The sequence below is a fragment of the Ruegeria sp. N10 genome (assembly GCF_056531545.1).
Genome location: NZ_JBQFLY010000010.1, coordinates 129,518 through 152,605 on the forward strand (window position 1 = coordinate 129,518; position 23,088 = coordinate 152,605).

General features: G+C 58.2%; 26 protein-coding genes. 13 read left to right on the forward strand and 13 right to left on the reverse strand.

Annotation, left to right across the window (positions count from 1 at the left end):
- The first annotated feature begins 95 nt into the window (after positions 1 to 95).
- Positions 96 to 821, forward strand: a complete 726-nt coding sequence (gene recO, locus ACR0JI_RS14490; protein ID WP_480494625.1) for a DNA repair protein RecO — start codon at positions 96 to 98, stop codon at positions 819 to 821.
- Here recO and ACR0JI_RS14495 read toward each other — a convergent pair.
- The 3 genes from ACR0JI_RS14495 to ACR0JI_RS14505 form a co-directional block, all read right to left on the reverse strand.
- Positions 805 to 1,197: an META domain-containing protein gene (locus tag ACR0JI_RS14495; RefSeq protein ID WP_480494622.1), complete on the reverse strand. Its 393-nt coding sequence runs from the start codon at positions 1,195 to 1,197 to the stop codon at positions 805 to 807. The genes recO and ACR0JI_RS14495 overlap by 17 nt on opposite strands.
- 40 nt (positions 1,198 to 1,237) lie before the next feature.
- Complete coding sequence (locus ACR0JI_RS14500; RefSeq protein ID WP_480494620.1) at positions 1,238 to 1,792, reverse strand: hypothetical protein; 555 nt, start codon at positions 1,790 to 1,792, stop codon at positions 1,238 to 1,240.
- 252 nt (positions 1,793 to 2,044) lie between these two features.
- The gene (locus ACR0JI_RS14505) at positions 2,045 to 3,736 is read right to left on the reverse strand and encodes an acyl-CoA dehydrogenase family protein (RefSeq protein WP_480494618.1); all 1,692 of its coding nucleotides are present in this window, start codon (positions 3,734 to 3,736) and stop codon (positions 2,045 to 2,047) included.
- 144 nt (positions 3,737 to 3,880) lie between these two features.
- Between ACR0JI_RS14505 and ACR0JI_RS14510 the strand changes: the two genes are divergently transcribed.
- Positions 3,881 to 4,645, forward strand: a complete 765-nt coding sequence (locus tag ACR0JI_RS14510; protein ID WP_480473860.1) for a sulfite exporter TauE/SafE family protein — start codon at positions 3,881 to 3,883, stop codon at positions 4,643 to 4,645.
- Positions 4,646 to 4,649: 4 nt separating this feature from the next.
- On the opposite strand, the gene ACR0JI_RS14515 is transcribed toward ACR0JI_RS14510, so the two are convergent.
- The 3 genes from ACR0JI_RS14515 to ACR0JI_RS14525 form a co-directional block, all read right to left on the reverse strand.
- Positions 4,650 to 5,195, reverse strand: a complete 546-nt coding sequence (locus ACR0JI_RS14515; protein ID WP_480494615.1) for a hypothetical protein — start codon at positions 5,193 to 5,195, stop codon at positions 4,650 to 4,652.
- Between the two features lie 33 nt (positions 5,196 to 5,228).
- Positions 5,229 to 5,615, reverse strand: a complete 387-nt coding sequence (locus tag ACR0JI_RS14520) for a hypothetical protein (RefSeq protein ID WP_480473858.1) — start codon at positions 5,613 to 5,615, stop codon at positions 5,229 to 5,231.
- A gap of 283 nt (positions 5,616 to 5,898) precedes the next feature.
- Positions 5,899 to 7,497, reverse strand: coding sequence for a phosphoenolpyruvate carboxykinase (locus tag ACR0JI_RS14525; RefSeq protein ID WP_480473857.1), 1,599 nt, complete (start codon positions 7,495 to 7,497; stop codon positions 5,899 to 5,901).
- A 345-nt stretch (positions 7,498 to 7,842) separates the two neighbouring features.
- On the opposite strand from ACR0JI_RS14525, the gene ACR0JI_RS14530 reads away from it, so the two are divergent.
- From ACR0JI_RS14530 to ACR0JI_RS14560, 7 genes are read left to right on the forward strand one after another with little or no spacing between them, the layout of a single operon-like run.
- Complete coding sequence (locus tag ACR0JI_RS14530; RefSeq protein ID WP_209506312.1) at positions 7,843 to 8,547, forward strand: response regulator transcription factor; 705 nt, start codon at positions 7,843 to 7,845, stop codon at positions 8,545 to 8,547.
- 31 nt (positions 8,548 to 8,578) lie between these two features.
- Positions 8,579 to 10,297, forward strand: coding sequence for an ATP-binding protein (locus tag ACR0JI_RS14535; protein ID WP_480473856.1), 1,719 nt, complete (start codon positions 8,579 to 8,581; stop codon positions 10,295 to 10,297).
- Between the two features lie 3 nt (positions 10,298 to 10,300).
- A complete protein-coding gene (locus ACR0JI_RS14540) occupies positions 10,301 to 10,771 on the forward strand; it encodes an HPr kinase/phosphorylase (RefSeq protein ID WP_480494613.1) in 471 nt (156 codons plus the stop codon).
- Positions 10,768 to 11,649, forward strand: coding sequence for an RNase adapter RapZ (rapZ, locus tag ACR0JI_RS14545; protein WP_480473854.1), 882 nt, complete (start codon positions 10,768 to 10,770; stop codon positions 11,647 to 11,649). Before ACR0JI_RS14540 ends, rapZ begins: the two co-directional genes overlap by 4 nt.
- A complete protein-coding gene (locus ACR0JI_RS14550; RefSeq protein ID WP_267364203.1) occupies positions 11,646 to 12,038 on the forward strand; it encodes a PTS sugar transporter subunit IIA in 393 nt (130 codons plus the stop codon). Before rapZ ends, ACR0JI_RS14550 begins: the two co-directional genes overlap by 4 nt.
- Positions 12,039 to 12,054: 16 nt before the next feature.
- Positions 12,055 to 12,324: an HPr family phosphocarrier protein gene (locus tag ACR0JI_RS14555; RefSeq protein WP_209506323.1), complete on the forward strand. Its 270-nt coding sequence runs from the start codon at positions 12,055 to 12,057 to the stop codon at positions 12,322 to 12,324.
- A gap of 40 nt (positions 12,325 to 12,364) precedes the next feature.
- Positions 12,365 to 13,264, forward strand: a complete 900-nt coding sequence (locus tag ACR0JI_RS14560; RefSeq protein ID WP_480494611.1) for a lysophospholipid acyltransferase family protein — start codon at positions 12,365 to 12,367, stop codon at positions 13,262 to 13,264.
- Between the two features lie 47 nt (positions 13,265 to 13,311).
- Here ACR0JI_RS14560 and ACR0JI_RS14565 read toward each other — a convergent pair whose 3' ends face one another.
- Positions 13,312 to 14,187: a 3-hydroxybutyryl-CoA dehydrogenase gene (locus ACR0JI_RS14565; protein ID WP_209506328.1), complete on the reverse strand. Its 876-nt coding sequence runs from the start codon at positions 14,185 to 14,187 to the stop codon at positions 13,312 to 13,314.
- A 165-nt stretch (positions 14,188 to 14,352) separates the two neighbouring features.
- Here ACR0JI_RS14565 and ACR0JI_RS14570 point away from each other — a divergent pair, with 165 nt between their 5' ends.
- A complete protein-coding gene (locus ACR0JI_RS14570) occupies positions 14,353 to 15,156 on the forward strand; it encodes a DUF6473 family protein (protein WP_480494609.1) in 804 nt (267 codons plus the stop codon).
- Positions 15,157 to 15,215: 59 nt separating this feature from the next.
- Here the strand turns inward: ACR0JI_RS14570 and ACR0JI_RS14575 are convergent, their stop codons facing one another.
- From ACR0JI_RS14575 to ACR0JI_RS14600, 6 genes are all read right to left on the reverse strand, one after another.
- Complete coding sequence (locus ACR0JI_RS14575; RefSeq protein WP_480494607.1) at positions 15,216 to 16,145, reverse strand: electron transfer flavoprotein subunit alpha/FixB family protein; 930 nt, start codon at positions 16,143 to 16,145, stop codon at positions 15,216 to 15,218.
- A complete protein-coding gene (locus tag ACR0JI_RS14580; protein ID WP_209506332.1) occupies positions 16,145 to 16,903 on the reverse strand; it encodes an electron transfer flavoprotein subunit beta/FixA family protein in 759 nt (252 codons plus the stop codon). The genes ACR0JI_RS14575 and ACR0JI_RS14580 overlap by 1 nt, the downstream gene beginning before the upstream one ends.
- Positions 16,904 to 17,103: 200 nt before the next feature.
- A complete protein-coding gene (locus ACR0JI_RS14585; RefSeq protein WP_267364209.1) occupies positions 17,104 to 17,676 on the reverse strand; it encodes a cob(I)yrinic acid a,c-diamide adenosyltransferase in 573 nt (190 codons plus the stop codon).
- Entirely contained in the window at positions 17,676 to 17,879 is a 204-nt protein-coding gene (locus ACR0JI_RS14590; protein ID WP_480494604.1) for a twin transmembrane helix small protein, read from the reverse strand. Before ACR0JI_RS14590 ends, ACR0JI_RS14585 begins: the two co-directional genes overlap by 1 nt.
- 77 nt (positions 17,880 to 17,956) lie before the next feature.
- Entirely contained in the window at positions 17,957 to 18,784 is an 828-nt protein-coding gene (locus ACR0JI_RS14595) for an SDR family NAD(P)-dependent oxidoreductase (RefSeq protein ID WP_480494602.1), read from the reverse strand.
- Positions 18,785 to 18,853: 69 nt separating this feature from the next.
- The gene (locus tag ACR0JI_RS14600) at positions 18,854 to 19,483 is read right to left on the reverse strand and encodes an SH3 domain-containing protein (protein ID WP_480494599.1); all 630 of its coding nucleotides are present in this window, start codon (positions 19,481 to 19,483) and stop codon (positions 18,854 to 18,856) included.
- A 201-nt stretch (positions 19,484 to 19,684) separates the two neighbouring features.
- Between ACR0JI_RS14600 and ACR0JI_RS14605 the strand changes: the two genes are divergently transcribed.
- From ACR0JI_RS14605 to ACR0JI_RS14615, 3 genes are all read left to right on the forward strand, one after another.
- The gene (locus tag ACR0JI_RS14605; protein ID WP_480494597.1) at positions 19,685 to 22,033 is read left to right on the forward strand and encodes a DNA topoisomerase IV subunit A; all 2,349 of its coding nucleotides are present in this window, start codon (positions 19,685 to 19,687) and stop codon (positions 22,031 to 22,033) included.
- 99 nt (positions 22,034 to 22,132) lie between these two features.
- Positions 22,133 to 22,726, forward strand: coding sequence for a hypothetical protein (locus ACR0JI_RS14610; RefSeq protein WP_480473846.1), 594 nt, complete (start codon positions 22,133 to 22,135; stop codon positions 22,724 to 22,726).
- 112 nt (positions 22,727 to 22,838) lie between these two features.
- Positions 22,839 to 23,088: GTP-binding protein (locus ACR0JI_RS14615; protein ID WP_480494595.1), on the forward strand; the 250-nt coding region annotated here is incomplete at its 3' end.

Here is a 23,088-nt window from a genome sequence, read left to right on the forward strand (position 1 = left end):
TATCTTTCCGCGTTTGATGTGCAAAACCATTGCAGAACGGAACCCTTCACGATTTTCTGGGAACACTACAACTTAATCACCGACAGGACTCCGAATTGGACTGGCGCGATCACGGCATCCTACTGACCTCTCGCCGCCACGGCGAAACCTCGGCGATTATCGAGGTCTTTACCGAATCCCACGGGCGTCATGCTGGTGTGGTGCGGGGCGGGACCAGCCGCAAGATCGCACCCATCCTGCAACCCGGCGCGCAGCTGGACGTGCTGTGGCGCGCGCGGCTGGAAGAACATATCGGCACCTTTCAGGTCGAACCCCTGCGCTCGCGCGCGGCGGCGGCGTTTTCCGGGCGGCTGGCCCTGTCCGGGCTGAACGCCGTCGTGTCGCTTTTGTCCTTCTGCTTGCCCGAACGAGAGGCGCACCCGGCGCTCTATTCCCGGACCGAGCGGTTGATGGACCTGTTGGGACAGGATGAGATCTGGCCGCTGGCCTACCTGCGATGGGAACTGGCGCTGCTGGACGAACTTGGCTTTGGCCTTGATCTGACCGCCTGCGCCGCGACCGGCACGACCGAGGGGCTGGTCTATGTGTCGCCCAAGACCGGGCGCGCTGTCAGTGTCAAAGGGGCGGGGGAATGGGCAGACAAGCTGTTGCCGCTGCCGCCCTGCCTGCGGGGCGAAGGCACCGCGCCGGATGCCGAGATTGCCGAGGCTTTGCGCACAACCGGATATTTCCTGAACCATCGCGTCGCCCCCGCGCTGGGGCATAACCCACTGCCCGAGGCGCGCGCGCGGTTCGTGGATCAGGTCACTCGGCGGCTGTGAACACCATCTCGTGCCCGTCCTCATTGCGCAGGATCAGCACATCGCCCGACACTTCGGATTGGGTCATGGCCAAAAGGGCGGCGAAATAGACCCCTTCGGCCTCAAGCCCGGCGCAGGCGGCCCGCGTTGCTCTCAGGTCCTGAATTTCGAACCACGGGTAGGGCGCGTTCAGCGTGCCGTCATAGCCGTTGCAGGGGGCATTTCCGGTTATCCTGCCCTCTTCTGGGAACCGCAGCAGGGCGCTGGCGGCAAAGGGCTGTCCGTCGATCTCCTGCAACGTCCATGTCCGGTCTGCCGCGCCATAGGCGGCAACGGATTCATCCCTGTCGCATTGAAACAGGGCCATCAAAGGCAGGGTCAGGATCAGGCGTGTCATGGCAGCGTTCTAGCGTATCTGCCCTATCGGCGAAACCGGGTCAGTAGGGCAAAGACCCATTCAGAAGCCGCTCGCGCACTTCCAGCCGGGGTGCCCAGTTGTATCGCGTATCCTCGCGCACCGGCGCCCAGAACAAGGCACCGCTGTTGCGCCAGGGGTCGAGGATGATACCGTCATACATCGTGTCCCCCTTGGCGCTGATCGATGCCGAATGGTGGATGATGCGAAACGGGGTTGGAGGCGACGTGGCCCAGTTCAGGTCCAGCGTCCGGAAATTTTCCTGCCGCAAGCGTTTGGTCATCGCTTCGGCCCAGTCATTGCACAGACCCTTTTCGCGGAACCCGTTGATGACCTTGGCATTGTGGATGATCGCCGGGTCGGTGACGTTCCAGTCCTGCTTCAGCTGCTGCGAATAGGCATAGGCAATCGTGGCCGCTTGCTGTGCCTCGGTCGGATCGACATTGGGCCCAAGCGCCTGGATCGACTGCGCCAGCGCGTCCACATCACTCCGGCTCACCGTCGGCTGAGACGTGGTGCAAGCCGCCAGAGCAAGAGCCGCAAGAACGGCCCAAATGGCAAGGAAAGGTCGGGTCATGCGGTATTCCAAAAGTTAATTTCGACGCCTCGTGTCCGGTTGATGCTGTACCGGTGAAAAGGGCGGGATCAAAGGGGGAAGTTTTGAAACACGCAGGTCAGATATGACCGTTACGCGGGCCGCGAGGGGCGATGGTATGTTTTGTACAAAACGTACTCTGCACGGTTCGGACCGCGTACAGATTGTACAAAACAGGAAAAAGACCCGGCGCAAGCGCCGGGCCAGTCGGGGAAACAGGACTGCCGGAATGGGTCACCCGAGCAGACGTCGTGCGATGACCTGTGCCTGAATTTCGGCAGCCCCTTCGAAAATGTTAAGAATACGCGCGTCACACAGAACGCGGCTGATCTTGTATTCCAGCGCGAAGCCGTTACCGCCATGAATCTGCAACCCGTTGTCCGCCGCAGCCCAGGCCACACGCGCGCCAAGCAGCTTGGCCATACCGGCCTCAAGGTCACAGCGCTGGCCGTGATCTTTTTCCCATGCGCTGAAATAGGTCAGCTGACGCGCGATCATGATTTCGACCGCCATCATCGCCAGCTTGCCGGACACGCGCGGGAAGTTGATCAGCGATTTTCCGAACTGCTTGCGGTCGATCGCATATTGCATGGCGATGTCCAGCGCACACTGTGCCACGCCGATGGCGCGGGCGGCGGTCTGGATGCGCGCACTTTCGAAGGTTTCCATCAACTGCTTGAAACCTTTACCTTCTTCTCCGCCCAGCAGGTTCTCACGCTTGACATGGAAGCCGTCAAAACCCAGCTCGTATTCCTTCATGCCGCGATAGCCCAGCACCTCGATCTCGCCACCGGTCATGCCGGGGGTGGGAAAGGGGTTCTCGTCAGTGCCCGGTGTCTTTTCCGCCAGGAACATGGACAGGCCGCGGTGGTCGGTGCTGTCGGGGTTTGTCCGCGCCAGCAGGGTCATCACATGGGTTCGCGCGGCGTGGGTGATCCAGGTCTTGTTGCCGGTTATCTTGTAATCGCCATTCGCGTCCTTGACCGCGCGCGTGCGCAGGCTGCCAAGGTCTGAACCGGTGTTGGGTTCCGTGAAAACGGCAGTCGGCAGGATCTCGGCGCTGGCAATCTTTGGCAGCCACTGTGCCTTTTGCGCGTCGGTGCCGCCCGCGATGATCAACTCGGCCGCAATCTCGGATCGGGTACCCAGCGAACCCACGCCGATATAGCCGCGCGACAGTTCCTCGGACACCACGCACATCGACGCTTTGGACAGGCCAAACCCACCGAACTCCTCGGGGATGGTCAGGCCGAAAACGCCCATTTCCGCCAGTTCTTCAATGATTTCCAGCGGAATCAGTTCATCCTTCAGGTGCCAGTCATGCGCGTTTGGTTCGACCTTTTCCTGCGCGTAGCGGCGGAACTGGTCCCGGATCATCTCAAGCTCTTCATCCAGACCAGACGCGCCGAACATCGTAGCTCCGGCCTGATCCTGCATCAGCGCAACCAGACGGCTGCGCGCAGCCTGAGAATTGGCCCGCGCCATCAGGGTCTGCACTTCGGTCGACTGAAAGCCCGACAGCGCATCCCAGCCAAGGCCCATATCCTGAAGACGCACCACCTCGCCCTGGTTCATCGGAATACCGCCCGCCACCTGGTGCAGATATTCGCCAAACGCGATCTGGTGCAGCAACTGCTCGGTCTCGCCAAATTTGCCATCGGCTTGCAGCGCTTCTGCCCAGCGCTGCATCTGTTGCAGCGACTGCGAATATGTCGCCAGCCAGGCCAGACCATGCGCGGCGGTCTGATTTGCTTCGATCAATGCGCCAGAGACCCGGCCTTCAGCGGTCACCATGCCACGCACGGATGCGCGGGCTTTTTCAATAACGGCGTCCACAGCAGGCACGGCGGCTCGCGTCAAATCCAGAAGATCGGGCAATACTGCATCAGTTGTCATTTGGGTCATATCCTGTCCGTCATGGGCCATGAATCGCGTCCTTTCCTCGGTCGTCTGGTCATATCATGCTGCACGTGCAGCGCAACAAAAATACTAATTATGCCGTTAAAAAGTTCAAAAATTACCTGAACATTTTTGCAATGCAGAAGAAAATCCAGATGATATCTAGAGGGCATGGACCTGTTTTCCCTTCTGTCGCCGCAAGAGCTGTTACTTGCCATCGCCGTTGCCTTTGCCGCAGGGTGGGTCAAGGGCATGGTTGGATTTGCCATGCCCATGGTGTTTGTATCTGGCCTGAATTCGTTTCTGCCGCCGGATCTGACCTTGGCGGGGCTGATCCTGCCGACCCTTGTCACCAATGGCGTTCAGGCTTTTCGCGGGGGCGCCAGCGCCGCACTCAGCTCTATTCGCCGGTTTCGGGTGTTCCTGGTGGTTGGCGGTATTTTTCTGGTGCTGAGCGCACAGCTGGTCACGCTGGTGCCCGGCTCGGTCTTCCTGCTGCTGATCGGCGCGTTCGTGTCCTTCTTCGCCCTTGTGCAGGTTCTGGGCGTCAGGCTGGTGCTAAATCATCCATCAACCGGTGTTGAGGCCGTTGTTGGCGGTGTCGCCGGGTTCGTGGGTGGCATGTCGGGCATTTGGGGTCCCCCCACAGTTGCATATCTGACGGCCTTGAATACCCCGAAGAAAGAGCAGATCCAAATTCAGGGTGTCATCTATGGATTGGGGGCGGTCATGCTGCTGGCCGCGCATGTCTGGTCCGGTTTTCTGCGCGTGCAAACGGTTCCGTTTTCAGTAATCCTGATCGTTCCTGCCATGCTAGGGATGTGGGTCGGATTGAAACTGCAGGATCGCATCGATCAGGCCAGCTTTCGCAAGGCCACGCTGTTCGTTTTGCTGGTGGCGGGCTTGAACCTACTGCGGCGTGGCCTGATGGGCTGAAGCTCTAGTCCGGTCGCCTGTCTGCAAACCGGAACGCGAAATACAGACCCAGCATCAGAAAGAACAGGCCCGAAATGTCGCCGATCAGGAACGCGATGTACTCAACCGTTGCACTGCCAAAGAATAGATTGGTCAGGCCAGAGACCAGAAAGGATGTGGCTATGCCCACGCCCATAACGCAAACCCAGCAGGGTTTGCGGTTCGGGTTGGGGAACAGGTCCCATCCGACAGCCTTCAGCAGATAGAAAACCGCAGGAACCGTCAGGACGGCGACAGCAATTGCCAGCAGGCGGGTGGGCAGGAAAACATCCGTTCCCGCCAGATAGGCAAAGACGATGAACACACCCGGCAGCAATGCGAATATTGCGCGCCACCCCAACAGCCAGGCCGACAGAACCCGTACGCCATGCGGCAAAAACAGCAGGCTCGCCCGGCTTGGATATTCCGGAAAAAACACGTTCTGCATTGGCATCAGCACAGCGAAGGTCAGTATCGACGCCAGAACATAAGCCAGTGAAGCCGCAAGGGTGTCAGTCGCCCAGCCGCGCATCGCGATCACATCACCGTGCACGCACGGGGCGCGTCATCTGGGGGCATGAACGATGTACCGCCCGCGATTGGCGCTGCCACTTTGTGAAAGATAGCCTTTTTCGACCAGCGATTTCAGCGCGCGAAAAAACGTTGGGCGCGAAATGCTTTGGACCAGCGTATGCTCGATCAACCCGAACGTACGCACTTCTTGAGTGGATTTTGAAAGCTCTTCCGCGGCGTAATAGATGTCGCGCTCAACCGGAGATAGTTTTTCCAGCCCAAGCGTCCGCTCCATGCTTTGCATCAATTTGCGTAGTTCGGTGAGTTTCGAGATTTCCGTCATGGTGTTACCTGTAGTTTTCTGTGCCAACCGCCGCCTGTCCGCGACCATTTGAACCACACTGATCGCAATACCAACCAGCCAGTCCCATGTTGACACTCATCCCCGTTTACTTAGACTAGAAGCCTGATTAGGTTGCTCAATCCAGCGTTGTGAGTGTGCGCATATGAGCTTCCACAAAGTCCTTTCAGTCAGTGCCCGGCGCGAATGTGCCGGGCTTTTTCGTTTCAACAGTAAATAGGCCTAGCGCAGATCGCACTTTGAAACAACGCACTTGTATGTGCATTTAATGACATACAACTATAAGATGAGTATTTAGCGGACGGCTAAAGAAGCTGCGGATCGGTAAAAAGAAAGGGGCCCAGCGGCCCCTTTTTTTCGTTTATCCGATTGCGACGGCTTTGATGTCGTCATCAATGAAAGGCAGATACTGCTCGAAGTTCTCGGCAAACATCTGCACCAGTTTCTCGGCCTGTTTGTCGAATGCGGCCTGATCATCCCAGGTCCGACGTGGGTCAAGCAGAACTTCGGGGACACCCGGGACAGAGACGGGAACGTCAAAGCCGAAATTGGCGTCCTTGCGGAACTCGGCGTCGCGCAGCGAACCATCCAGCGCTGCGGTCAGCAGGGCACGGGTGGCCTTGATCGGCATCCGGCTGCCGATACCATAGGCGCCACCGGTCCAGCCTGTGTTGACCAGCCAACAGGTCGCGCCGTGTTGGGCGATCTTGTCGCGCAGCAGGTTTCCGTAGACTTCCGGGCGGCGCGGCATGAACGGAGCACCAAAGCAGGTCGAGAAAGTGGGTTGCGGTTCGGTAACGCCTCGCTCGGTCCCGGCCACCTTTGACGTGAAACCCGACAGGAAGTGATACATTGCCTGCGCAGGCGTCAGCCGCGCGATCGGAGGCAGTACACCAAAGGCATCGCAGGTCAGCATAATGATGTTTTTCGGATGCCCACCCAGCGCGCTTTTGGATGCGTTCGAAATATACTCAAGCGGATAGGCGCAACGCATGTTCGCGGTCAGGGAGTCGTCGTCGAAATCCAGTTCCTTGGTCTCAGGGTCAAAGACCATGTTTTCGATCACGGTGCCGAATTTCGAGGTGGTCGCGTAAATCTCCGGCTCGGCTTCGGCGTTCAGGTTGATGGTCTTGGCATAGCAGCCGCCTTCGAAGTTGAAGGTGCCCCGATCCGACCAGCCGTGCTCGTCATCCCCGATCAGCGTGCGCGACGGATCGGCGGACAGGGTTGTCTTGCCAGTGCCGGACAGGCCAAAGAACACGGCGGTGTCGACCGCGTTGCCGACAGCATGGTTGGCCGAGCAGTGCATCGGCATCACACCCTTTTCGGGCAGCATGTAGTTCAGCAGGGTGAATACGGATTTCTTATTTTCACCTGCATATTCGGTGCCGCCGATCAGGATCAGCTTGCGGTCGAAGTTCAGCGCGATCACCGTTTCGCCGCGGCAGTTATGTTTGGCCGGGTCAGCCTTGAAGCTGGGGCAGTTGATGATAGTGAAGTCTGCGGTGAACTCGTCCAGATCCTCGCGGTCGGGACGGCGCAACAGGTGGCGGATGAACAGGTTGTGCCAGGCAAGCTCGGTCACCATGCGCACGTTGATTGCGTAGGTTGGATCGGCGCCCCCGACGAGGTCCTGCACGAAATAGTCACGGCCTTTCATATGCGCCAGCATGTCTTGGTAGAGGGCGTCAAATCCCTCCGGCGTCATCTCGGCATTGTTTTCCCACCAGATGGTGTCGGCCACGCTGCTGGTTTTGACGACATGCTTGTCCTTGGGCGAGCGACCGGTGAACTTGCCAGTGGTGACCAGAAAGGCACCGCCATTTCCAAGTGTACCTTCGCCGCGCTTCAACGCTTCTTCGATCAGCGCCGGTTCCATGAAGTTATAATAGACATTGCCCAGACCCTCGATGCCCTGATCCTCGAGGCGGAATTGCGGGTTAACCCGTCCAGATGTCATGTGTGTCTTCTCCTGTGGCGGCGCCGGGGCTTTGGGCCCTGAGGCGCCTTTGGGGCAGTGTACCGGGAAAACCGGCGGCTGAGCGCGTCTTATCATGGTCGTTCAGGACATGAACAGGCGGGTTTGACGCAGTTAGCGCAACCAAGCTCGGGTTTAGCGCCATCAAAAATTCGATGACCGAGAACCGGGCATATTTTTGCGGGCATAAAGGCAAATTTGCCGCAGACCTGCCGCAACAAAGGCACGATTCGCAGTTACGGATTGATTCGGCGTCTTAAAACCGCCAACAATGCCTTACAAATAAGCGAATTATTGCGCGAGTGAGCAGGAATAGGGGTGAGCCCGATGTCAAAGATTGCACTTGTGGATGACGATAGAAACATTCTGACGTCTGTATCCATGACACTCGAAGCCGAAGGTTTCGAGGTTGAAACTTATAATGATGGCCAGGCCGCGTTGGATGCGTTCAACAAGAAGTTGCCGGACATGGCCGTGCTCGATATAAAGATGCCGCGTATGGATGGCATGGATCTGCTACAGCGGTTGCGTCAGAAAACGCAGATGCCGGTGATCTTTCTGACCTCGAAAGATGATGAAATCGACGAGGTTCTGGGTCTGCGCATGGGCGCGGATGACTATGTAAAAAAGCCCTTCTCGCAACGGTTGCTGGTTGAGCGCATCCGCGCGCTGCTGCGCCGGCAAGAAGCAACAAGCGGCGACGCGATCACTGCCAATAGCAATGACACAAAGGTTATGGAACGCGGCGACTTGCGGATGGACCCGCTGCGCCATGCAGTCAGCTGGAAAGGGAATGATGTATCCCTGACCGTGACCGAATTCCTGCTTCTTCAGGCACTTGCCCAGCGTCCGGGTTTCGTCAAAAGCCGCGACCAGCTGATGGATGTGGCCTATGATGATCAGGTTTATGTGGATGACCGGACGATCGACAGCCACATCAAGCGTCTGCGCAAGAAGATGCGCGCGGCTGATCCCGAGTTTTCGGCGATCGAAACCCTTTATGGTATCGGTTACCGGTACAACGAAGAATAGGCGCCACGCCAGCAAGGGGTAATGGGCTCTCGTGCGCGACACCGAAGCAGCAAGCGAACTACGTGACGGTGACGTCGTACTCGGGGATGACTGGGTCATTCCCGACGATTCCGAGTCAGCGGAACTGAGGGAAAAACGTTCTCAGAGAAACCTGTTTTCTCTGCGAGGCTCGCCTTTGGCGCGCAAGATCATCACCTTTAACCTGATCGCGCTGGTGATCCTGGTTACGGGGCTGCTGTATCTGGACGATTCGCGGAAAGAGACGGTTCAGCAAACAGCGCGCAATCTGCTTGGCGATGCGCAGCTGGTCAGCAACGTCTTTGAAACCCAGCTGCGACAGGGTGCGCAACACACCGCACAGGATGCTGGGAACCTCGACGTAAGAGATACGCTGTCAGGATTGACACTTCCCGAAGGCGGCGAAGTCTTTGTCTATGACGCCAGTGGCACCCTGATTGGCTGGACACGCGGCGCCCCGCAAGTGTCGGCCATGCCGGTTCTTCTGCAAACCAATTCCGAGCTGCAAACCGGCAGCACAGTAATCAGCGACACGCTGAACGCGGTGTGGATCGGTGTGTCGAACCTTCTCAACTGGTCGACCGAGGTCGAGGCACCGACGCTGGCACAACGGGTGCAGGGAATAATCCCGCAGGCGCTGGCAGGCCAAAGTCAGGTGCAGGCTGTTCAGGACGCCGCAGGTGAGACCGTGATCGTGGCCGCTGCGCCGATCCTCTACGAAGATACCCCGGCCGGAGCGGTCGCCATCACCGGCCCAGCAGGCGAGATTGACGCATTGGCCCGTCGCGAGCAGGAACGCATCCTGCAAATGTTCGTGGTGGCTTTGCTGGTTTCGGTGGGTCTGAGCCTTGTGCTGGCTTCGACCATTGCCAACCCGCTGGCAGATCTGGCCGCAGCGGCGGAAATGGGTAAGGACCGGGGCACAGGGGTAAATCCGGGGCGCATTCGCATCCCTGATCTTAGCGCCCGTCCGGATGAAATCGGCCGCCTTAGCCGCGCTTTGCGGGGCATGGTAACGGCTCTGTATAATCGGATTGACGCAAACGAACAGTTCGCAGCTGATGTCGCCCATGAAATCAAGAACCCCCTGGCCAGCTTGCAATCCGCTGTCGGTACATTTCGCATGGTCAAGCGCGAAGATCAGCGCGACAAGCTGCTGGCTGTGATCGAGCATGACGTTCGGCGTCTAGACCGGCTGGTCAGCGACATCTCGAACGCATCGCGTCTTGACGCGGAACTGGTCAAGGAAGAAGAGCAACCCTTTGATCTGCTCAAACTGATTGGCAATTTAGGTCAATATCTGGGTGAGGATGCGCGATCGAAGGGGATCGACTATATCACCGATCTGCCATCCGATCCGATTGTCATCAACGGGCTTGAGGCCCGGCTGGCGCAGGTTTTCGTCAATCTGATCACCAATGCCATTTCCTTCTGTGAAGAGAATGACGCGATCAGGGTCTGGGTGCGTCAGCGCGACAACCGTGTTCTTGTCGTGGTCGAAGACACCGGGCCGGGTATTCCGGAACAGGCCTTGACCAAAGTGTTCAAGCGATTCTATTCGCAACGCCCACCCGAGCATTTCGGCAACAATTCGGGGCTCGGTTTGGCCATCTCGAAACAGATTGTCGAAGCCCATGGCGGCGTAATCTGGGCTGAGAATATCCGCCCGACAGAGGCTGATATCACGTCAGACCCGCTGGGCGCGCGTTTTGTGGTGGGGTTGCCCGTTTAAACCATGCAAGCAGGTTCTCTGTCAGACGCCAAAGACCGGGACAGCGCTTGTGTTCATGCCTCATGTATAACAGTGGCCGGGCGCGGGCTGTTGATTGTCGGTGCCTCGGGCGCGGGAAAATCGGCATTGGCATTGCAGATGATGACCTATGGGGCAGGGCTGGTTGCGGATGATCGGGTCGAACTGTCAAGGCGGGGCCATCAGGTCATTGCCGCCGCCGTGCCGCAGATACAGGGTTTGATCGAGGCCCGTCACATTGGTTTGATCAAAGCGGATGCATTCGGACCGGTCCCTTTGGACTATGTTATAGACCTGGATCAAAACGAGCCGCAGAGGTTGCCTGCCGAGGCGACAATCGTGCTGCTGGGGCAAACTGTTCCCTTGCTTCGCGGGGCAGGCGTGCCCAACTTGGCCGCAGCGTTGATGCAGCTTCTGAAATATGGGCGTGTACACCCGGAATGGCCGAACAAATGACAGAGCAACGGCGGATCGTGTTGGTTACAGGCCCATCAGGGGCCGGAAGATCCACAGCCATTCATGTCCTGGAAGACCTGGGCTTTGAGGCTATCGACAACTTGCCGATGGGCCTGTTGCTGCGCCTGCTGGACAGTGCGGACAGCGACCGCCCAATGGCGCTAGGCATTGACGCCCGCAATCGCGATTTCTCGACAATCGGGTTTATCGAACTGGCCGAAAGCCTGGGTCGCATGGCGCGGGTGGATTTGACCGTTCTGTATCTGGATTGCAGCGACGACGTGTTGGTGCGCCGGTTTTCGGAAACTCGCAGGCGGCACCCCGTTGCCAAGAATGCCAGCCCTGAGACCGGCGTTCAGCGTGAAAAAGAGCTGCTGGCCCCCATACGCGAGATTGCAGATACCCTGATCGATACAAGCCATCTGAACGTGCATCAGCTGCGGGAAGAAGTTGAAAACTGGTTTGCGCCCCAAGGGGGGCGACATCTGGCAGTTTCAATCGAGTCGTTTTCGTACAAGCGGGGCCTTCCGCGCGGGCTGGACATGGTCTTTGATTGCCGGTTTCTGGCAAACCCCTATTGGCGCCCCGAGTTGCGGGCGGCGGACGGGCGGCACTCGGACGTTGCGCGCTTTGTTCAATCGGATATGAATTACGCACCCTTTCTTGAACGTGTTATGGATTTGCTTACTTTGTTGCTGCCGGCCTTTCGGGCCGAAGGAAAAGCACATCTGTCGGTGGCTTTTGGATGCACGGGTGGGCAACACAGATCCGTCGCAATGGCAGAAGCTGTTGCAAAGGCCCTTGCAGAGGACGGGCAGCAGGTGGCAATTAGGCATCGCGAGATGGAACGTCGGTCGTTGAGTGTGAGGTCGGATTGATCGGAATTGTGATCGTTGCGCATGGCGGTTTGGCCCAGGAATACCTGGCCGCCACACAGCATGTGGTCGGACCGCAGCCCGGCCTTGTGGCCATTGCGATCGAACCCGACCACGACAGGGATGAAAAACAGGCGGAAATCTGTCGTGCGGCTGACGCAGTGGATATGGGCGACGGTGTTGTCGTTGTAACCGACCTGTTCGGCGGCAGCCCTTCAAATCTCAGCCTGCGGGCCTGCGCCCCTCAGGATCGGCGGATATTGTATGGGGCAAACCTGCCAATGCTCATTAAATTGGCCAAAAGCCGCCACTTACCCGTTGGTGATGCTGTCCGTCAGGCAATGGAAGCTGGACGCAAATACATCAATGCGCAAAATGTGACATTGGACTAAAATCGGATTGATGAATATGACCACCCGAAGCCTGAAAATTATCAATGAAAAAGGTCTGCATGCCCGCGCATCTGCGAAGCTGGTCGAGGTTGTGGAAGGTTTCGACGCGCATGCCGAGGTGTCGAAGGACGGAATTTCTGCGTCAGGCGACAGTATTATGGGCCTTTTGATGTTGGCAGCATCACGTGGAACAACTATTGACGTCGAGACCTCCGGACCGGATGCTGAAGCATTGGCAGAAGCTCTGGAAGCGCTTGTGAACGACAAGTTCGGAGAGGGGTTCTAAGCTGCCCTTACCGGGACAGGAAGAACGGGAAGACCAGGAATTGGCGGAAACGACGCACGAGACCAAGACACGCCCGGTGGTGGATGGGACCGCAGATCAGGGCGAGATCTACGACCGTAGAACTCTGACCTATGCGAACTCGTTCGACGATGCCTGGACTTCGACGGCCATTCGCGCCATCGAATGGTGCACGGGCAAGCTGACCATTCTGCGGATGGTCAACAAATTCGAGAAAAAGAACGAATTTTACCGGGGCCAGCGGTTCTGGGGCGGCGCGCTTGAGGTGATGGGGATTGACCTGACCACACCGCAAGAACAGATTGCCCGTATTCCAAAATCCGGCCCCGTCGTTGTCGTTGCCAACCACCCTCACGGAATGGTGGACGGTATGATTCTGGCCGAGTTGATAGGGCGGATCCGCAGTGATTATCGCATTCTGACCCGCTCGGTCCTGACGGGTCTTGATGAGGCCGCGACGTCTTTCATGATCCCGGTTCCGTTTCCGCATGACCCCGAAGCGCAGGCCAAGATGCTGGAAATGCGTGGCAAGGCGATGGACCATCTGAAAGACGGCGGTGTCGTGGCGCTGTTCCCGTCCGGTGTCGTCATGTCTTCGGATGACTGGTTTGGCCCCGCGGTCGAGCGCGAGTGGAATGTGTTCACCGCAAAAATGATCCGCCGTTCAGGCGCGCGTGTGGTGCCGATTTTCTTTCCCGGCAGCAACTCGCGCTGGTACCAGATCGCCAACAAACTGTCGCCGATCCTGCGGCAAGGCTTGTTGCTGCATGAAATCGTCCGCTCGTGCAAAAAACCGCAATCGCCGGTCATTGGCGATCCGATCTCGGATCAGGACATGGAACAGTTGGAGAGAGACCCGCGTGGTTTCATGACCTGGCTCAGAAACCATACACTGTCGCTGGGCAAGTCAGGCAAGTCCTGACCCGTGTTTTCATCTGACCTGTACCGTACCGGGCACGGGCGGTTTACTTAACGTGTCGGAACCGGCACCTCGCCGCGATAGTCATAGAAACCGCGTTGCGTCTTGCGCCCCAGCCATCCGGCCTCGACATATTTGGTCAATAGCGGGCAGGGGCGATACTTTGTATCAGCCAGACCATCATGCAAGACGTTCATGATGGCAAGACATGTGTCCAGCCCGATGAAATCCGCCAGTTCCAATGGCCCCATTGGATGATTCGCGCCCAGCTTCATCGATTGATCAATGGATTGGACGCTTCCGACACCTTCATAAAGCGTATAAACGGCTTCGTTGATCATCGGCATCAGGATGCGGTTAACGATGAAAGCCGGGAAATCTTCGGCGCTGGCGGCCGTTTTGCCCAGCCGGTCCACGACCGCCTTGCAGGCTTTGAAGGTTTCCTCATCCGTTGCGATGCCGCGGATCAGTTCCACCAATTGCATGATTGGAACCGGGTTCATGAAGTGGAAACCCATAAAACGTTCGGGCCGGTCCGTACGGCTGGCCAAACGCGTGATGGAAATGGACGACGTATTCGACGTCAGGATCGTATGCGGCAGGAGGTGCGGTTGCAGATCTTCGAAAATGGCCTGTTTGACCGTTTCCCGCTCGGTTGCGGCTTCGATCACCAGATCGGTCTGTCCCAGCTGCGGCAATTCAAGGGTGGTTGTAATACGCTTCAGGGCCGCCTGCATCGCATCGTCAGTGATCTTGCCACGTGATGCCTGACGCGCCATGTTGCCTTCGATCGTGGCCATTGCGCTGTTCAACGCATCCTGACTGACATCATTCAGCAAGACATCGTATTCCGCCAAAGCCAGAACATGGGCAATGCCGTTGCCCATCTGACCCGCGCCAATCACCCCGACCGATTTAACTTCCATGTTCAGCTGCCTTTGCCCTGGAGGATACCGGGACAGTATCGGCAGACCGGGGCGGGCGGCAAGGGGATCGAACCGGTCAATTTTGCTTCAAATGCGCGCATTAGGAGATTCTCAATACCTAAGGCGGCAAATTGGCAATTGGGTGAAAAATTTGGGGGGCTTAATATGAGCTTTCATCGTGTAAGCAACGGCACAGAGGCCGCGTGCCAATATGCAGGATCAAATCTGTGGTTTCGGTCGCCGCCCGGAAATCTTGATACGCCTTATGTGGCCTGCCTGGGTGGAGAAGAGACGTTTGGCCGGTTCGTGGAATATCCGTACCCGGCATTGCTTGCAAAAAGGTTGCCGAAACCTTGTATCAATTTTGGTAACCTTTTTTGCGGGGCTGACGCGTTGCTTGCCGACCCGGGGGTATTAAACCTTGTCAACGGATCGGACCGTTGTGTGCTGCAAGTGCTGGACGTGCCCTGCCAGTCGAACAGGTTCTATCGCGTGCATCCGCGTCGGAATGATCGGTTTCTTGAACCTTCGCGCGATCTGCTGGATCTTTATCCCGAGGTCGATTTCACGGAAATCCACTTTGTCAGGCATTTGCTGGAACGGTTGCGGGCCACAAAGGACGCGCGCTTTGAGGTTGTGGCACAGGAGTTGCGAGAGACTTGGTTGCGCAACACATCCGAGCTGATACGCCGGATCAAGCCGGAGGTTGTTCTTCTCTGGCTGCATATACAGCGACAGGAGGACCGGCATCGCGACCTTGTCCTGCCCGACGCTGACATGATCGAACAGGTTCGACCGCAATGTGCCAGTGTCGTGGAATGCTCGGTCAGAGTGTCCTCCTTGTCAGACGAGATCGAGGACGTGTTGTTCGGGACGCTGCAACAGCCTGTGGCCGAGCATATGCTTGGCCCCTCAGCGCATAGGGAGATTGCTTTGAAGCTTGAGGTGGCTTTGAGGGGATTGAATTGAAAAAGGCCCGCTTGGTTGCGGGCCTTTGGTGGTTGAGGGGCTAAGGCCCCGGGCTGCGTTCAGCCGAGCTTTTCGGTCAGTTCCGGGACCGCCTGGAACAGGTCGGCGACCAGTCCGAAGTCGGCGACCTGGAAGATCGGCGCTTCTTCGTCCTTGTTGATCGCAACGATGACCTTTGAATCCTTCATGCCCGCAAGGTGCTGGATTGCGCCCGAGATGCCGACGGCGACATAAAGATCGGGGGCAACAACCTTGCCGGTCTGACCCACTTGCCAGTCGTTCGGGGCATAGCCCGAGTCCACAGCGGCGCGCGACGCGCCAACCGCAGCACCCAGCTTGTCAGCCAGAGCTTCGATCAGCTTGAAGTCTTCTTCCGAGCCGACACCACGGCCGCCCGAGACAACAACGCCAGCCGAGGTCAGTTCCGGACGGTCACTTGCGGCCACCTTGTCTTCGACCCACGACGAAAGGCCGGGATTGTCGCCGACCGAGACGGTCTCGACCGCAGCCGAGCCGCCGGTCCCCGCCGCGTCGAAGGACGCTGTGCGGATGGTGACGACCTTCTTGGCGTCGTTCGACTTCACGGTCTGGATCGCGTTGCCCGCATAGATCGGGCGCTCAAACGTCGAGCCGTCAACCACGCCCGAGGCATCCGAGATCACCATCACGTCCAGCAGGGCTGCGACGCGCGGCATCACGTTCTTGGCGTCGGTGGTCGCGGGGGCCACGATATGCTCGTACCCATCGGCCAGACCCACGATCAGCGCGGCGGTCGATTCCGCCAGGCGATGACCCAGCGATGCGTCTTCGGCCACCAGCACCTTGGACACGCCGTCGATCTTGGCGGCAGCCTCGCCGGCAGCGGCGGCCGAGCCACCTGCGGCCAGAACGGTCACGTCACCCAGCACCTTAGCGGCGTTGACGGCCTTGGCGGTGGCGTCCAGCGCCAGTTCGCCATTGTTGACTTCGGCAAGCAGAAGTACAGCCATTACACAGCCCCCACTTCTTTGAGTTTCGAAACCAGCTCATCCACCGAGCCAACGATGATACCTGCGGCCCGTGCCGGCGGTTCTTCGGTCTTGACGATTTCCAGGCGCGGCGTGACGTCGACGCCGTAATCGGCGGCGGTTTTCTCGTCCAGCGGCTTTTTCTTCGCCTTCATGATGTTGGGCAGCGACGCATAACGCGGCTCGTTCAGGCGCAGGTCAACGGTCACGATGGTCGGCATCTTGACGCTGATGGTCTGCAACCCGCCATCCACCTCGCGGGTGATCTTGGCGCTGTCGCCTTCGATATCCAGTTCCGAGGCAAAGGTGCCCTGCGACCAGCCCAACAGGGCCGACAGCATCTGGCCGGTGGCGTTCATGTCGTTGTCGATCGCCTGCTTGCCCGCCAGAACGATGCCGGGCTGCTCTTCCTCGACCACTTTGGCCAGGATCTTGGCAACCGCCAGCGGCTCGATATCGGTGTGCACATCATCCGTCGCAACAACCAGAATCGCGCGATCAGCCCCCATGGCCAGCGCGGTCCGCAGCGTCTCCTGCGCCTGCTTCACACCAATCGAAACGGCAACAACTTCGTCTGCCTTGCCAGCCTCTTTCAGGCGAATGGCCTCTTCAACCGCAATCTCGTCGAACGGGTTCATCGACATTTTGACATTGGCGAGATCAACACCGCTACCGTCCGCTTTCACGCGGACCTTCACATTGTAGTCAATCACGCGTTTGACAGGTACCAGTACCTTCATTGTAGCGCTTTCTCCTCAAAAAAACGGCAAGCCGCGAAGGCGACTCCACCAATGCTCTCGTCGGACTTGATAACGTCTGCTGCACCCGCAAAACAGAGCAAAATCGTCACGTCGTCGCGTCGGGACGTCGCGTTTTGCAGTTTTTTACCTTGAGGCACGCAAGATTGTTGCCCGCATTGTGCCTATTTTCTGGGAAATATTCAGCGGTTCGCGCCAGGAACCCACAGCACGTCGTCCTTGCCATCATTGTTTGCGCAACGGGCCGCGACGAAAAACCAGTCACTTAGCCGGTTGAGGTATTTGACGGCCACGTCGTTAACCGGTTCCATATTTGTCAACTCGACTGCCAATCGCTCGGCGCGACGCGATACGGTGCGGCACACGTGCAAATGCGCGGCCAGCCGCGACCCCCCCGGCAGGATAAAGCTGCGCAGCGGTTCCAATGTTTCGTTCATGATGTCAATTTCGGCTTCCAGCCGGTCGATCTGAGCGGATACGATTCGCAGCGGTGGATAGTCCGCTTCGGCATCCTTCTCCATTTCAGGGCGGCAGAAATCTGCGCCAAGATCAAACAGGTCGTTCTGAATCCGCGACAGGGCGGCATCGACTTCGCCTTCAGCCTCGGTGCGGGCCACGCCAACAAAAGAATTCAACTCGTCCACTGTTCCGTAGGCGGCAACGCGTCCCGAATACTTTGCCACACGCTCGCCATTTCCCAGTGCGGTTTTGCCATCGTCGCCGGTGCGTGTGTAGATTTTGTTCAGTACAACCATTACTGTACTCCTTGCCCGCGTAGATAGACGTAAATCACGATTAAAATAACGGCGATGAACTGAAAGAGGATGCGCAGGCGCATCATCTTGTTGCTTTTCTTAGCTGCTTCCATGCCGCCTTTGCCGAAATTCGCGATGCCCAGGGCTAACACAACGACAACCGCCGCCATGGCCAGAAGCAGAATGACCATTAAAGGGTCCATTTAAAGTCACCGTCCGGTTTTCTCGATTATCACCCATCTAGCGTCAAGGCACCGAAAAGCGAACGGGAAATAACGTCTCAGATATCCGAAAGGATGCGGTCCGTGGCTTTTGTTGGCAGAATCCGGCGCAGAACCCCTGCGACATATGTCGGGGTGGTTACATAGTAGCGTGGTTTGGGGCGGCGCGCCTCGACCGCATGGGCCAGCTTGTCGGTGACGGCGGAGGCGGGCAGTTCGAACCGGTCCGGTGCACTGTTTTCGTATAACCGCTTCAGCAGCGAACCTTCGTATTTTTCCCGCAGGGCCGAGCTCTCCCAGTCGATGTACTTTTCGAACACCGGGATTGCCTTTTCCCTGAGCTTCGAGGTGATCGGGCCGGGCTCGATCAAAACGACCTGAATGCCGGTATCCCGCAGCTCCAGCCGCAAGGTGTCGGTCAGTCCTTCGATGGCGTATTTGGTGGCGACATATGCGCCGCGCCAGGGGAAGGCGACAAGGCCCAGTACCGAGGAACATTGCACGATCCGGCCGTGGCCCTGCTCGCGCATGACGGGAATAACCTGTCGGGTCAGCTCGTGCCATCCAAAGACATTTGTTTCAAAGATATGGCGCAGAGCGTCTGTCGGGACGTCTTCAACCGCACCAGGCAGTCCATGCGCGCCGTTGTTGAACAGCGCGTCCAGCGTACCGCCCGTTGCTTCAAGTACGTATGACAATCCCGAGGAAATGGTGTCTTGGTCAGTATAGTCGATTCTTGGGCTTTCAAACCCTTGCGCGCGCAGGCGATCACAGTCGCGCTGCTGTCGGCAGGATGCAAACACACGCCAGCCTCGTGCACGCATTCCGTGTGCTGCGTCCAGCCCAATGCCCGACGAGCATCCCGTAATAAGAATCGATTTCTGCATGTGCCTTCCGAAGTTGAACCCCGCCAAAAGCTAGGGTGGGGTTTGCGGCAGGGCAATGACGTCCGGGCGTCAGTTTGATGTTTTCCGGACAAGTGATGCTGAAATCCACCCAACCTGTTGCGCGGGCAACACGCGCAGGCGCAGCCAGCCGGTGCCGGAGTCACTCAGGACCTCGACCCGTTGGCCAAGCGCGGCCTTGCCGATGATGGGATAGATCGTGCCGGGGCCATCGCGCAGATTAACCCGGGTGCCCGAAATTTCGCGGATGTCGGTCTGGGCCTCGGCAGGCGTGGGCAGTTTGACGACGGGCAACTCAGCGTCGGTGACCACCTGCTCCAGTGCGGTCACACCCTGTTCCAGTGACGCCAGGGTCAGTGTCACGCTTTCGTCTTTAAACAGCGAGGGATTGGCTTTCAGGCCAGCCGCGACCTGCGAGAGGAGGGCCTTTGTTTCGGTCTCGCCCAACTGGGTTACCGCCTCGGCAACAGGTGGATCCACCAGAGCGGGTTTGACGGCGGCCCGGGTGACCAAATCTTCGACAGGTGCAGGTTCAACGACCGGGGCAACCGGTTCGGCCACGACAACCACGCGTTCCGGTTTGGCAGGGCGTACGCCGCGCGGTTCAAAATCGGGGCCGCCGCTCATCACATAAAAGGTCCAGCCGAGCGCGGCAAAGGTAACAAGTATCAGGCGCGTCATGGCGCATCCCCCAAAGCAATCGTAACATCAACAAATGGCAGCAAATCAATTGATGAGATCTTAGCATATTTTGGGTGACGAGTCGAAAAATGGGGGAAAACAACACGGTGTCTCCCCCTGTTGCAAAAAGCACGACTTTTCCCCAGCAATTTATGTGCTGCTCGCTTTACCAGGGCGCACTTGCGTCGTATCACATCATATATGAACGATACGATCGATGACCCCAACATGGAGGCCCCTGCAGGTGGGGGCGAGGTGGCGGAACCGCTGCGCCGCGCGATTGGTGAGCGGTATCTGACCTATGCGCTGTCCACTATCATGCACCGGGCGCTGCCCGATGCGCGGGACGGGTTGAAGCCGGTTCACCGCCGAATCCTCTATGCGATGAGAGAGTTGCGACTCAGTGCAACCGGAGGTTTCCGGAAGTCTGCCAAGATCTCCGGCGACGTGATGGGCAACTATCACCCGCATGGCGATGCTGCAATTTACGATGCGATGGCGCGCCTGGCGCAGGATTTCAACGTCCGCTATCCGCTGGTCGACGGGCAGGGCAATTTCGGCAATATCGACGGCGATAACCCGGCGGCTTCGCGATACACCGAGGCGCGGATGACCATCGTGGCCGAGGCGCTGCTGGAAGGGTTGAACGAAGACGCCGTTGATTTCCGCGACAATTACGACGGCACCCTGACCGAACCGGTCGTGCTGCCTGCACAGTTCCCGAACCTGCTGGCCAATGGCGCAAGTGGTATCGCGGTGGGGATGGCAACGAATATCCCGCCGCACAACATCTCGGAACTCTGCGATGCCTGTCTGCATCTGATCAAGACACCGGAGGCGCGCGACGACACGTTGCTGAACTACGTGCCCGGCCCAGATTTCCCGACCGGAGGCGTGATTGTCGAGCCGCCCGAGAATATCGCGCAAGCCTATCGCACCGGGCGCGGTTCGTTCCGTTTGCGCTGCAAGTACGAGGTCGAGGACTTGGGGCGCGGACAGTGGCAGATCATCGTCACCGAGATTCCTTATCAGGTTCAAAAGTCCAAGCTGATCGAGAAGATCGCCGAGCTGATCCAGACCAAGAAAATCCCGATCCTTGCCGATGTGCGCGACGAATCCGCCGATGACATCCGTCTGATCCTCGAGCCGCGCTCCAAGAATGTGGACCCTGAGGTGCTGATGGGCATGCTTTATCGCAACTCGGACCTTGAGGTGCGGTTCAGCCTGAACATGAACGTGCTGATCGACGGGGTGACGCCCAAGGTCTGCTCGATGAAGGAAGTGCTGCGCGCGTTTCTAGATCACCGACAAGAGGTGCTGCTGCGCCGCTCGCGCCACCGCATGGCCAAGATCGACCACCGGCTGGAAGTGTTGGAGGGCTTTATCGTTGCCTTCCTGAACCTCGACCGTGTGATAGACATCATCCGCTACGACGAAGACCCCAAAGCCGCGCTGATGCGCGAGGATTGGGGGATCGCCCACATCCGCGCCACCAGCGAGGCCGACTATGTCTCACCCAAACCGGGCGAGGGCGAGTTGTCCGAGGTTCAGGTTGACGCGATCCTCAACATGCGCCTGCGCAGCCTACGCCGTCTGGAAGAGATGGAGCTGGTTCGCGAACGCGATGAGTTGATGCTGGAACGTGCCAACCTCGAAGACTTGTTGGCCGACGAAGGCCTGCAATGGGCCAAGATTTCCGAGCAGTTGAAAGAGACGAAAAAGACCTTCGGCAAAGATTACGAAGGCGGCGCGCGCCGCACGCGGTTCGCCGAAGCGAGTGAGGTCGAAGAGGTGCCGCTTGAGGCGATGATCGACCGCGAACCGATCACGGTCGTCTGCTCTCAGATGGGTTGGATTCGCGCCATGACCGGTCATATCGACCTGACCCGTGAATTGAAGTTCAAGGATGGCGACGGGCCGCGCTTTACCTTCCATGCGGAAACGACCGATCGGTTGCTGGTCTTCGCTTCGAACGGGCGGTTCTATACAGTCAGCGCGGCCAACCTGCCCGGCGGGCGGGGCATGGGCGAACCCCTGCGCCTCATGGTCGATTTGCCGAACGAGGCACGGATCATCGATATCCTGATCCACAAACCGGGGCGCAAGCTGCTGGTGGCCTCGGATGCGGGCAACGGGTTCATGGTGCCCGAAGATGACGTGCTGGCCCAGACGCGAAACGGCAAGCAGGTGCTGAACGTCAAGGACGACGAAACAGCAGTGATCTGCAAACCGGTCGAGGGCGACCACGTTGCAATCGTGTCGCAGAACGGCAAGTTCCTTGTCTTCCCGACAGAAGAATTGCCCGAAATGACTCGCGGCAAGGGCGTGCGCCTGCAAAAATACAATATGGCACGCGGGCGGCAGGGGACGCTTGAGCTGGACGGCGGTCTGTCTGACATCACCACCTTCAACTGGGAGGAGGGCCTGAAATGGTCCATGGGAGGCGACAAGACCCGGCATGAGGCAGATATGTCCCAATGGCTGTCCAAGCGCGCCAGCGTAGGTAAAAAAGCGCCTTACGGCTTCCCGCGGGACTATAAGTTTTCGTGATCCGACCCCGGTTGCGGTAGAAATCCACCGATACGGCTTGGCACAACCCGTATCGGTGCGCTACACCCAATAAAAACAGGCCTATCGAGACAGAGAGACATGTTGCGCATTCTGACCCTAATCACCGGATTGGCCCTGATGGCCGCTTGCACGCAGACGCAGGTTTATGAGCCGCCTGAATCGCTGGGTGAATTCAAGCTGCGGGTCAACTACGCGTTCGCTGACAAGGCCGTGCAAGGGCCAGTATCCCGCGATGCAACACCCGACGAATGGACGAAGGCCATCCAGAATGCAGTCGATATTCGTCTGGGCCGTTATGAAGGTACGCAGGAATATGACATCGGAATCAGCCTGGAAGGCTACATGCTGGCGCCCCCGGGAATCCCGATCATCTACAATCCCAAAAGCACTGCGATTGTGCTGGTCAACGTTTATGACGTGAAGAAAGAAAAGTTTCTGGCAAAGGGAAAGCAGTTCCAGGTGCTGGAAGACACGACCGGAGGCAGTGCGCTGAAAGGGTCGGGGCACGAGCGTACCAAAAACGAACAGATGGCCGGTCTGTCACTGAAAGTAGCCGACCGGGTCGAAGAGTGGCTGGCTGAAGAACATGAAGAGAATGGCTGGTTCGAAAAACGGCCAGACCTGATCCAGCCCCTCGATTCCACCGAGGTTACGCAAAATCCGGCGGGATAACCGCATTTCCCTCAGGATGTGCTTGATTTTCCCCTTTGAACCAAATATCTCGCGCGCGCAGATAGTAACCCGGGACCAAGGGTCCCCCAAATCGCAAAAGGGCGCCTGAGGAATGGCAAAGGAAAAGTTTGAGCGTACAAAACCGCACGTCAACATCGGCACGATTGGGCATGTTGACCACGGCAAGACGACGCTGACCGCAGCGATCACCAAGTATTTCGGTGACTTCAAGGCGTATGACCAGATTGACGGCGCGCCGGAAGAGAAAGCGCGCGGCATCACCATCTCGACCGCGCATGTGGAATACGAGACCGACGCGCGCCACTATGCGCATGTCGACTGCCCCGGCCACGCCGACTACG